The organism is Limnohabitans sp. (assembly GCF_046052825.1).
GTDB lineage: Bacteria > Pseudomonadota > Gammaproteobacteria > Burkholderiales > Burkholderiaceae_C > Limnohabitans.
The window spans coordinates 1-9748 of record NZ_JAVLFP010000001.1 but is presented as its reverse complement, the minus strand read 5'-3'; the positions used below and the strand labels follow the sequence as shown (position 1 = coordinate 9748).

The following is a 9748-nucleotide window of genomic DNA, read 5'->3' as shown; positions in this document are numbered from 1 at the left end:
TCTAGCTTCGTCGGCAGCGTCAGATGTGTATAAGAGACAGCCGCATGCGCAAGCGGTGTGCGAGGCCCAAACCCCTGCACTGATGGCCGTGAATGAGCTGGACACCCACACCGTGGCCTGCCACATGAACGACCCGCGCTCGGGCCACACCGAGGCCCATGTCTCCAGGCAGAACCTCTTGCATGCATCTGCGCATTCGGCTGCGCAGGAGGTGGCGGTATGACCCATCCTTTGGTGTCGGTGCAAAACCTCAATGTGCACTTCACGGGTCACCGCAAAGCCCATGCGCTGAGCGATGTGAGTTTTGAATTGGGGCAGGGCGAGGTGCTGGGCTTGCTGGGCGAATCGGGCTCAGGCAAAAGCGTGACCTTGCGCACCTTGCTGCGCTTGCACCCTGAGCGCACCACCCAGGTCACGGGCCAAGTGACGGTGGGCGGCCACGACGTGCTGGGGCTGCAAGGCCGTGCACTCGATGCTTACCGAGGCGGTGTGGCGTCGATGGTGTTTCAAGAACCCGGCTTGGCGTTTGACCCGGTCTACACCATTGGCCAGCAAATGGTCGAAGCCATTCAGGCGCACGACGGCGTAGACCGCAAAACGGCCCAGCACCAAGCCTTGCAGATGCTGGAGCGGGTGCAGATTCCGCAAGCGCGGCGACGCTTGGATGCCTACCCACACGAGCTGTCGGGTGGCATGCGCCAACGCGCCATGATTGCGCTGGCCCTGGTGTGTCGCCCCCAGTTGCTGCTGGCCGATGAGCCCACCACGGCGCTGGATGCAACCGTGCAAATTCAAATCTTGTTGTTGTTGCGTGAGTTGCAACAAGAGACGGGCATGTCGGTGATTTTTGTCACCCACGACATTGGCGCGGCCATTGAGGTGGCCGACCGCATGGCCGTGATGTACGCCGGGCGCGTGGTCGAGCAAGGCGATGTGGCGCAAGTGGTGAACCACCCCGGCCACCCCTACACCGCAGGCCTGCTGGCGTCCACCGTGAGTGCGGCCAACCGGGGCCAGCCCTTGGTGGCGGTGCCGGGCTCGCCGCCCGATTTGACGGCATTGCCGCCGGGCTGCAGCTTTGCCCCGCGTTGCGCGCAGGCGCAAGCACGGTGTGCGAGCGAGCGCCCTGAGCTGCAAGCGCATGGGGCCAGTGCCTTGGCGTGTTGGCATCCAATGACACCCGTGAGCTTGGGATGAGTCTGGCCGAGCACCACGTTCCCCGCAGCCGTGGCGGTTTGAGCGACGAGGTGTGTCGCAAGATCGCCGACGACATCGTGTTGGGCAGTTTTGCACCTGGTGTGCGACTCGACGAAGCCATGCTGGCCGCGCGCTTCAAGGTGTCACGCACGCCGGTGCGTGAGGCTTTGAAACAACTTGCCACTACAGGTTTGGTGGTGTACCGCCCCAACCGGGGTTCGGTGGTGGCCGAGGTCACGCCCAATCAACTCGACCAAATGTTCGAAGCCATTGGCGAGTTGGAAGCCGCCTGTGCCCGCCATGCCGCAGCGCGCATGACAGAGGCCGAACGCCATGCCTTGTGTCAGGTGCATGCCCAAGCACGGGTGGCCATGCAGGCGGGTGACGCTGACCAGTACGATGAATTGAACCGTGCCTTGCACAGCATCATCATCCGAGGCTGTCACAACCCCACGCTGATTGATTTGGCTACCGGCTTGCGCCACCGCATTTCCACTTTCCGGCGCACCCAGTTTTTGAATTTAGAGCGCATGGCCGAGTCGTTTGAAGAGCACTCGGTCATCGTCGAGGCCTTGTTGTCGCGTGACGCGGTGACGTGCTATCGCGAGATGCGCAGCCATTTGTTGTTTGCGCGCAGTGCGGCTGCGCGCGTGTTATCGGCCCACAGCGCAGCCGTGCGTGTGGCCCCTACTTGGAGTCCAGCATGAACCCTGTTCTTGGTCGTCGCGGCGCGGTGGTCGCCTCTCACTCGCTGGCCTCGCAAGCTGGTTTGGACATCTTGCGCGAAGGCGGCAACGCCATCGAAGCCACCATCGCGGTGGCGGCCACGCTGGCCGTGGTCTACCCGCACATGACGGGCATTGGCGGCGATGGGTTTTGGCTGCTGCACGCACCGGGGCAGGCCATGCAGTCGATCGATGCCTGTGGTGCGGCGGGTGAAGCTGTGACACGTGGTTTGTATGGCGACGCCACCAGCATTCCGTGGCGCGGCCCGCTGGCGGCCAACACGGTGGCGGGTACCTTGTCGGGTTGGGGCGCGGCATATGCCTACAGCCAGCAGCATTGGGGCGGGCGCTTGCCGTTTGCCCGTTTGTTGGAAAGCGCAATTCACTATGCGCGAGAAGGTTTCCCGGTCACCCACAGCCAAGAGGCCAACACCCGCAACAAGCTGGGTGAGTTGGCCCATCAGCCGGGCTTTGCCCAAGCTTTTTTGACGGCACAGGGTGAGGTGCCGCTGTACGGCAGCAGCCATCGGTTTCCCGCGTTGGCTACCACCTTAGAGCAACTGGCTCGCGCTGGGGCGGACGACTTTTACCGCGGCGAATTGGCGCGCCAAATTGCACAAGACTTGGCTGAAGTGGGCAGCCCGCTTTTGCTTCGCGACTTGTCGCACCACAAGGCCTCGCTGCAAGCACCGCTGTCTTTGAAAATCTCCAACGCGACGCTCTACAACATGGCACCACCCACGCAAGGCCTGGCCTCACTGCTGATCTTGGGGGTGTACGACCGCATCCGCCAAGAGGGTTGGAACCCAGACAACGTGGCGGGCATCCATGCTTTGGTGGAGTCGACCAAGCAAGCCTTCATGGTGCGTGACCAGCATGTCACCGACCCCAAGGCCATGGCCGTGCCGCCCACCAGTTTGCTGACCGAGGCGGTGATCAGCCATTTGGCCTCTCAGGTGCCCACTGAACAAGCCAGCCCATGGCCCGCGCCCAACTCCGACGGCGACACCACCTGGATGGGCGTGGTGGACGACCAAGGCCGTGCGGTCAGCATGATCCAGAGCATTTACTTTGAGTTTGGCAGCGGCGTGGTGTTGCCGCGCAGCGGCTTTTGGTGGCAAAACCGGGGCTGCTCGTTTGACCTGCAACCCGGCCGTCTGCGCAGCTTGGTGCCAGGGCGCAAGCCGTTTCACACCCTCAACCCTGCCATGGCGCAGCTCGACGATGGCCGCTTGCTGGTCTACGGCACCATGGGCGGCGAGGGCCAACCGCAAACCCAGGCGGCGGTGTTTTCACGCTACGTCTGGGGCGGGCACAACGTGCGCTCGGCGGTGGCTGCGCCGCGTTGGTTGTTGGGCCGCACCTGGGCCGAGCAGAGCACCACGCTCAAGCTGGAGTCACGCTACGCGCCCGAGGTGATCGAGGGCTTGCGTGCCTTGGGCCACCCGGTGGAGGTGGTGTCTGATTTTGACGAACGCATGGGCCACGCAGGTGCTTTGGTGCTGCACCCGAGTGGTTGGATCGAAGGCGGCGAAGACCCGCGCAGCGACGGTTGTGTGGCAGCATGGTGATAAGTTACAGAACGAACTACGGTTGAATTTGAGTACAAATTAATTCATAAATCATGATTTAAAAAGTGCCCCAATCTACCTATTGAACTCACCTAAACTCTTTGCGAATCTTGTGCACTTTGCCAAGTGATAACAACGGTTGAGTTTTTTATGGAAGTGCATATGGGTGACTATTCAAATATGGCAAGCTACTACGATGTCATCATGACATCGGGGTACTACGACTACGAAAAGATTGTCAGCAGTTTGATCTCAGAAGCGCCCATTGGACAGGTGCTTGAAATTGGCTGTGGCACGGGCCTGATTTTGGAAGAGTTGGCCAAACGCCAACCCCATGCCGCCATTTCTGGGGTTGATTTGACGCAGCCCATGTTGGACATTGCGCAGCAGCGCTTGAAGCCTTTTTCCAATGTGTCTTTGTCTCAGCAAAACGTGTGCGAGTTGACCTTGCACGATGCACACGATTTGGCTTTTTCTTATGGGGGCGTTTGGTACTTTGTCATGGATGGCGACAACGAGCCCTTCATGGTGAGCCATATTCCTGACGACACGGACAACCACAAGGGCTTCGAACGGGTGGCACAGTGCGTGGTCCCCGGTGGGGTGTTGTTGTTGGGCATTCAAGGGCCACACCGCAATTACGACACAGTCATTTCTAACGGCATGACCTATTCGCAGCAGATTGACCCAAGCCCGATCGGGTTCACCAAACATTACTATTTGAAAGATGGTGCTCAAACCGTGATGGCCCAAACGGTGAAGTACCGAACCTACACGTTCAGCGAAGCGCAGCGCATGATGGCCGCGTATGGGTTCACCTACGCACCTGAGAAAAACCGTGGCAAGCTATTTCTAGGATTTACAAAATCATGAGCCCCAAGCCCCGGTTGTTTTTCGTCGGTGTTGGCAACATGGGCAACCCCATGGCGGCCAACTTGATCCAGGCCGGTTACCCGGTGACGGTGTTCGATGTGACGCGCGGCAAAGCAGAGAACTTGTTGCAGTTGGGCGCCCAATGGGCCGACAGCTTGGCGCAGGGCGCTGCTGCGGCCGATGTGGTGATGGCCTCTTTGCCCGGTCCAGCTCAAGTGCGTGAGGTGATGCTGGGCGAAGGCGGGGTGCTGGCGTCGATGCGACCCGGAACGTGCGTGATCGACACCTCCACCAGCGCGGTCGATTTGGTGCGTGAGTTGGTGGCCGTGGGCCAGCGCTTGCAGGTTGATTTTTTAGAGGCACCCGTCACCAATGCGGTGGACTTTGCGGTGTTGGGACGCTTGTCTATTTTTGTTGGCGGCGACCTCGCATGTTTTGAAAAACACCGACCTATCTTTGATGTGGTGGGCGAAAAAATATTCCATGTCGGTGCCCCAGGCAACGGAGCCACCATCAAGTTGCTGACCAACTTGCTGTGGTTTGTCAGTGCTGCGGCCATCGGTGAGGGCTTGATGCTGGGCGCCAAGGCGGGCGTTCCGTTGGAGACGGTGTGGGAAGCCATCAAGTCAAGTGCGGGCAACAGTTGGGTGGCACAGCACGATGTGCCGTCGATTTTTGCGGGTCATTACGACCCCAGTTTTTCATTGGCCTTGTGCTGCAAAGACCTGGGGCTGATCCACGACATAGCTGCCTCACAAGGCGTGAACTTGCCCATGGCGGGTGCCGCGCAGTCCTTGTTTCAACAAGCCAAACAAACCTATGGCGAACAGGCGGCTGAGTTGCATGTGGTTCGCTTGATCGAAGAGCAAGCGGGTTTGTTGCTGCGCCCGCCGCACGGCCAAGCGCTTTGACCCTGGATTGAAAGTCACCCATGTCCAAACAATCGCAACTCATGGCCCAAGCCCATTTGCACATGCCGCAAGGCGTGGCAGAAAACTACCGCTATTGGGGGGACGACCGCACGGTGTTCGTTGACAGCGCCAAAGGCTGCAAGTTGACCGATTGCGACGGCAAGACCTACGTGGATTTTCGTTTGGGCTACGGCCCCATCATCTTGGGCTATCGCGACGAGCGGGTGGATGCGGCCGTGGTGGATCAGATCACCCGCTTTGGCACCTTGTCGGGCTTTTCCACCGCGCTTGACACCGAGGTGGTCATGCAAATCAAAGCCCTGTGCCCGCAAATCGACAAGCTGCGTTTTGCCAACTCGGGCACCGAGGCCGTGATGGGCGCACTGCGCACGGCGCGTGGCTTCACGGGGCGCGACCGGGTGGCGATTGTGGAGGGCTCTTTCCACGGTTTGTACGACGAGATGATGTGGAAGTCCGACATCGAGCAGTGGGACCCGCACGGCGTGGCTGCGCCCCGCGTGATTCCCTTTGGTGCGGGCATTCCAGCCAGCACGCGTGATTTGCTTGACATCCTCGAACTCAACAACTTTGACGGGTTGGAGCGGTTGTTCGCCGACCACGCCAAGCACTTGGCCTGTGTCATGTTGGAGCCGATCATTGGCAACGCTGGCAGCATCTCAGCCAGCCAGGCGTGGTTGCAGCGCTTGCGCGATTTGTGCGATCAACACGGCACGCTGCTGTTGATCGACGAAGTGAAAACCGGCTTTCGGGTGGCCCCAGGCGGCGCCCAACAGTTGTATGGCATCCATGCCGATCTGACCACCTTTGCCAAGGCCATGGGCAATGGCTACCCCGTGGCGGCTTTCGGTGGCCGTGCAGATGTCATGGATGTGGTGGGCTCTCACAAAGGCGGAGTGGTGCATGGCGGCACCTACACGGCCAATTTGGTGGCCTTGCGCGCAGCCCATGCGACCTTGAAGATCTTGGCAGAAACCGATGCCTTCCAGACCATCGACCGCGTGGGCACGCAAATACAAGCCCTGCTTGGGCGGGTCTTCACTGCTGCAGGGATTGACCATGCGTTTGCCGGTCCGCCTGCCATGTTTGGCATCCATTTCACACCCCATGTGCCCACCAACTACCGCGATTGGCGCAAGACCGACAGCGCGCTCTACCAACGCTTCGCGTGGCATTTGATCGATGCCGGCGTGATGTTGGAGCCCGACTCCCGTGAACCCTGGTTCATTTGTGAAGCTCACCAACAGGTGGATTTGGCTTGGTTAGAAGACGTGGCCACAGGGGCCCTGCGCTTGGCCATGGCTGCGTGAGCCAACACTCACCAAGGAATGGGCAAGCCTTGGTAGTCCACAAAGTGTGCGCCTGAGATCGCGGGCAACCCATCCAAGGTCTTGAGCAGGCCTGCCACCGAGGTGTCAGGCTGCAGGGCGCCTGAAGCCACAAAGGGCTGCGACAAGGCAGAAGCCACGGTGCCGGGTTGCAAGGCGGCCACCACCAACAGAGGTCGTTTGCGGGCGGCTTCAATGGCGGCTGTTTGCAGCAGCATGTTCAGTGCCGCTTTGGAGGCGCGGTAGCTGTACCACCCGCCTTTGTGGTTGTCGCCAATGCTCCCCACACGCGCCGACAACTTGGCGTACACCGTGCGCCGCTGGGTGTCCAACAGCGGCATCAAGTGCTTGAACAACAAGGTGGGCCCCACGGCGTTCACCGCCATGTTTTTGAGCATGTGTGGGGCGTGCAAGGCCTGCAGACTTTTTTCAGGACCTTGCGTGCCAAACGTCAGAGCGCCTGTGGCGTCCACCATGAGTTGGAAGGGGGCGAACTGGGCCAGCTCCGCCGCTGCGTGGGCCATGCTGGCCTCGTCTTCTAAATCAACGCCTGGATGTGTGTGCCTTGACAGAGCGAGCACCTGTTGGCACGCGGGATCTTGCTGCAAAGCGCGCACGAAGGCACTGCCAATGGCCCCCGTTGAACCTATCACCAGTGCGCGGTAGGAACCGCCCAAAGAGTTCACGAACGGCGGGCGGCCCAGTAAGTGGCGCCCTCAGAACCGTAGCGTTCTTCGTGCGGCGTGTGGGGTTCTAAGCTGAAGATGTCGCCGGGTTGCAGGTGTTGTGTCTGACCCTGTTGCGTCAGCCACATCTCGCCCTGGGTCAGCAAACCGCGGGCTGCAAACGGGTGGGTGTGGGTCTCGGCCACGGTGTTGGCGGCCCATTGGCGCTCGACCACCTCTTGGTAACCATCTGCCAAGGCTTGCTGTGTGAAGTCAAAGAGTAGGGGGTGTGTCATGGCGCCATTCTAGAAACACCACGATGTCCCTGCTTGGCACCCAGGTGACGTGTCTCGACTAGAGTGCAGGTTTTGACTGCACCCGCTCCGACATGGCTTACAAGATTTTGATGGTGTGCATGGGCAATATTTGCCGCAGCCCAACCGCACATGGGGTGTTGCGCCATCACTTGGCGCAGGCACATTTGCTCGACGTGGTGACGGTGGACTCCGCCGGAACCCACAGCTACCACGCGGATGCACCGGCAGATGCGCGCAGCCAAGCGCATGCGCTGCGTCGCGGATACGACTTGGCGGACTTGCGTGCGCGCCAAGTCAGCCAGAGCGACTTTGACCAAGCCGATTTGATCTTGGCCATGGATTGGGACAACCTGGCCTTGTTGCAAGACCAGTGCCCTGACCAGCACCAACACAAGATCAGACGATTCGCAGAGTTTTTCAAATCCTCTAGCGCCACGGTGGTGCCGGACCCCTATCAAGCAGGCAGCGCCGGCTTTGAAGAGGTGCTGGACTTGGTGGAGGATGGATGCAAAGGCTTGATGGCGCATTTGGCCAGCCCGACCGTGCTGGCACATTGTGTGCCCGAGTGGACACACGACGTCCAAGCAAGCAGTTTGCAGCGGCAGTGGGAACTCAAGAGCTTCCCTGCAGCCATGGCATTCGTCCAGCAGGTGGCGAACTTGGCTGAGCTGCACAACCACCACCCAGAAATTTGGAACGTCTACCAGCGTGTACGCCTGACACTCACCACCCATGATGCGGGCGGCTTGACGCACAAGGATTTGGCCCTTGCCAGCGCGATCAACGCGCTGGCAATTTGAAATGCTCCTGTGCCATCACTCCGCGCGACCGCGTGCGCAGGCGATATCGGCCATCACGCGTGGATCGGCTTGCGCCACTTCCCACATCCGAGCGTCTTGGTCTGCAAGCTTCCAAGCTTGGACCATGCGTCCCAAGGTTTTGCGTGTGCCAATGATCAAGGCCGTGCCAGCAATCCAAAACACCACCCAGGCTGCCAACAATTGGCCTTCAGGTGAGGTTTCAATGATTTCGTAGATCGAAGCCAGCAAACTCAAGCCTGCCACGGTGAGCAACAGCGTGGCCATGCCAGCTTCGCCCTGCAGCCGCTTGAACAGGTTCTTGGTGGCTCCATAGACGCGCTCAGCGCGAACCACGCCGGGGTGGGCCAATGTGTAATCGAGGTGGACAAAAGCAGTCATGAAAACTCCTAAGTTGGTGATCTGATGGCTTGACTATAGGGTTTTTACCTATTCGACGCAAATTTAGTTGGTATTAACCCTAGGTTTGTGTCGTGTTCCTCTTCCACGCTGCTGGGCCAACACCCGAATGTTTGCCATGTCCAGCGTGTGACATGCCCAAGCTCTGTGGGTGAGAAAACTCGATAAGCTCAATGCGGATGACTTCGCAGGTCCAGATGCAGTTGCCGTGGCGTCGACTGCACCTCACCACCGTCCCAGACATTCCCGCCCATTACTCCGTGGCCACGGTCGAGCGCATGGTGGCCTTGGCCCAGGCGCAGCAAGTTGTTACTTTTGTGTGTAGCCGTGATGACACTGGAGGAAGACATGAACATCGTTGAAACCGGAAAAATTTTGGGCGCCCGTGTCGAGGGCTTGGACTTGTCGCAGCCCTTGAGCGATGCGCAATTTCTGCAGTTGGAACAAGCCTTGGGCCGATATGGCGTGCTGAGTTACCCCAAGCAAATGTTGACTTCCTTGCAGCTCAAACAGTTTGCCGAGCGCTTTGGCCAGCTTGAAATCAATGTGGCCAATATGTACCAAGAGCCGGGTCTGCCCGAGGTGATGATTTTGTCCAACAAGATCGGGCCCGACGGCAAACCCTTGGGACTCAGCGATGCGGGCCAGGACTGGCACACCGACATGTCGTACAGCAAGATGGTGGCGTTTTCCAACATCTTGTACGGCTTGGAGATTCCACACCGCAATGGCGAACCCTTGGGCAACACCGAGTTCGCCAACATGCACGCCGCCTACGACGATTTGCCCGAAGATTTGAAGCTGCGTTTAGACAGCATGACCATCACCCATGACTTTGCCAAGTTCTGGGACATGATGCGCGCCAAATCGGGCAGCACACGCCCACCCCTGACCCCCGCACAACGCCAGGCCAAACCCCCCGTGTC

General features: G+C 59.7%; 12 protein-coding genes and 1 pseudogene. 10 read left to right on the top strand and 3 right to left on the bottom strand.

Annotation, left to right across the window (positions count from 1 at the left end; translation table 11 throughout):
- From ACKWJN_RS00065 to ACKWJN_RS00035, 7 genes and pseudogenes are all read left to right on the top strand, one after another.
- A pseudogene (locus tag ACKWJN_RS00065) lies at nucleotides 1-223 on the top strand (hypothetical protein); the annotation flags it as partial.
- A complete protein-coding gene (locus ACKWJN_RS00060) occupies nucleotides 220-1197 on the top strand; it encodes an ABC transporter ATP-binding protein (RefSeq protein ID WP_408593352.1) in 978 nt (325 codons plus the stop codon). The pseudogene ACKWJN_RS00065 and the gene ACKWJN_RS00060, both read left to right, overlap by 4 nt.
- The gene (locus tag ACKWJN_RS00055) at nucleotides 1194-1904 is read left to right on the top strand and encodes a GntR family transcriptional regulator (RefSeq protein WP_408593350.1); all 711 of its coding nucleotides are present in this window, start codon (nucleotides 1194-1196) and stop codon (nucleotides 1902-1904) included. Before ACKWJN_RS00060 ends, ACKWJN_RS00055 begins: the two co-directional genes overlap by 4 nt.
- Nucleotides 1901-3493: a gamma-glutamyltransferase family protein gene (locus ACKWJN_RS00050; protein ID WP_408593349.1), complete on the top strand. Its 1593-nt coding sequence runs from the start codon at nucleotides 1901-1903 to the stop codon at nucleotides 3491-3493. The genes ACKWJN_RS00055 and ACKWJN_RS00050 overlap by 4 nt, the downstream gene beginning before the upstream one ends.
- Nucleotides 3494-3673: 180 nt before the next feature.
- Complete coding sequence (locus ACKWJN_RS00045; RefSeq protein WP_408593347.1) at nucleotides 3674-4366, top strand: class I SAM-dependent methyltransferase; 693 nt, start codon at nucleotides 3674-3676, stop codon at nucleotides 4364-4366.
- Entirely contained in the window at nucleotides 4363-5277 is a 915-nt protein-coding gene (locus tag ACKWJN_RS00040; RefSeq protein WP_408593345.1) for an NAD(P)-dependent oxidoreductase, read from the top strand. The genes ACKWJN_RS00045 and ACKWJN_RS00040 overlap by 4 nt, the downstream gene beginning before the upstream one ends.
- Nucleotides 5278-5297: 20 nt before the next feature.
- Nucleotides 5298-6605 carry an aspartate aminotransferase family protein gene (locus tag ACKWJN_RS00035; protein ID WP_408593343.1) on the top strand — a complete coding sequence of 436 codons (1308 nt, stop codon included), beginning with the start codon at nucleotides 5298-5300 and terminating at the stop codon, nucleotides 6603-6605.
- Between the two features lie 8 nt (nucleotides 6606-6613).
- On the opposite strand, the gene ACKWJN_RS00030 is transcribed toward ACKWJN_RS00035, so the two are convergent.
- Both ACKWJN_RS00030 and ACKWJN_RS00025 read right to left on the bottom strand, forming a co-directional pair.
- A complete protein-coding gene (locus tag ACKWJN_RS00030) occupies nucleotides 6614-7309 on the bottom strand; it encodes an SDR family NAD(P)-dependent oxidoreductase (RefSeq protein ID WP_408593342.1) in 696 nt (231 codons plus the stop codon).
- Nucleotides 7306-7584 (bottom strand): cupin domain-containing protein, encoded by a 279-nt coding sequence (locus ACKWJN_RS00025; protein WP_408593340.1) that lies wholly within the window; start codon nucleotides 7582-7584, stop codon nucleotides 7306-7308. Before ACKWJN_RS00025 ends, ACKWJN_RS00030 begins: the two co-directional genes overlap by 4 nt.
- A 92-nt stretch (nucleotides 7585-7676) precedes the next feature.
- Between ACKWJN_RS00025 and ACKWJN_RS00020 the strand changes: the two genes are divergently transcribed.
- The gene (locus ACKWJN_RS00020; RefSeq protein ID WP_408593338.1) at nucleotides 7677-8405 is read left to right on the top strand and encodes a 4a-hydroxytetrahydrobiopterin dehydratase; all 729 of its coding nucleotides are present in this window, start codon (nucleotides 7677-7679) and stop codon (nucleotides 8403-8405) included.
- Between the two features lie 15 nt (nucleotides 8406-8420).
- On the opposite strand, the gene ACKWJN_RS00015 is transcribed toward ACKWJN_RS00020, so the two are convergent.
- A complete protein-coding gene (locus ACKWJN_RS00015) occupies nucleotides 8421-8804 on the bottom strand; it encodes a hypothetical protein (protein ID WP_408593336.1) in 384 nt (127 codons plus the stop codon).
- 197 nt (nucleotides 8805-9001) lie between these two features.
- Between ACKWJN_RS00015 and ACKWJN_RS00010 the strand changes: the two genes are divergently transcribed.
- A complete protein-coding gene (locus ACKWJN_RS00010) occupies nucleotides 9002-9184 on the top strand; it encodes a hypothetical protein (RefSeq protein WP_408593334.1) in 183 nt (60 codons plus the stop codon).
- A partial coding sequence (locus tag ACKWJN_RS00005) for a TauD/TfdA dioxygenase family protein (protein ID WP_408593333.1) occupies nucleotides 9171-9748 on the top strand: 578 nt, incomplete at its 3' end. The genes ACKWJN_RS00010 and ACKWJN_RS00005, both read left to right, overlap by 14 nt.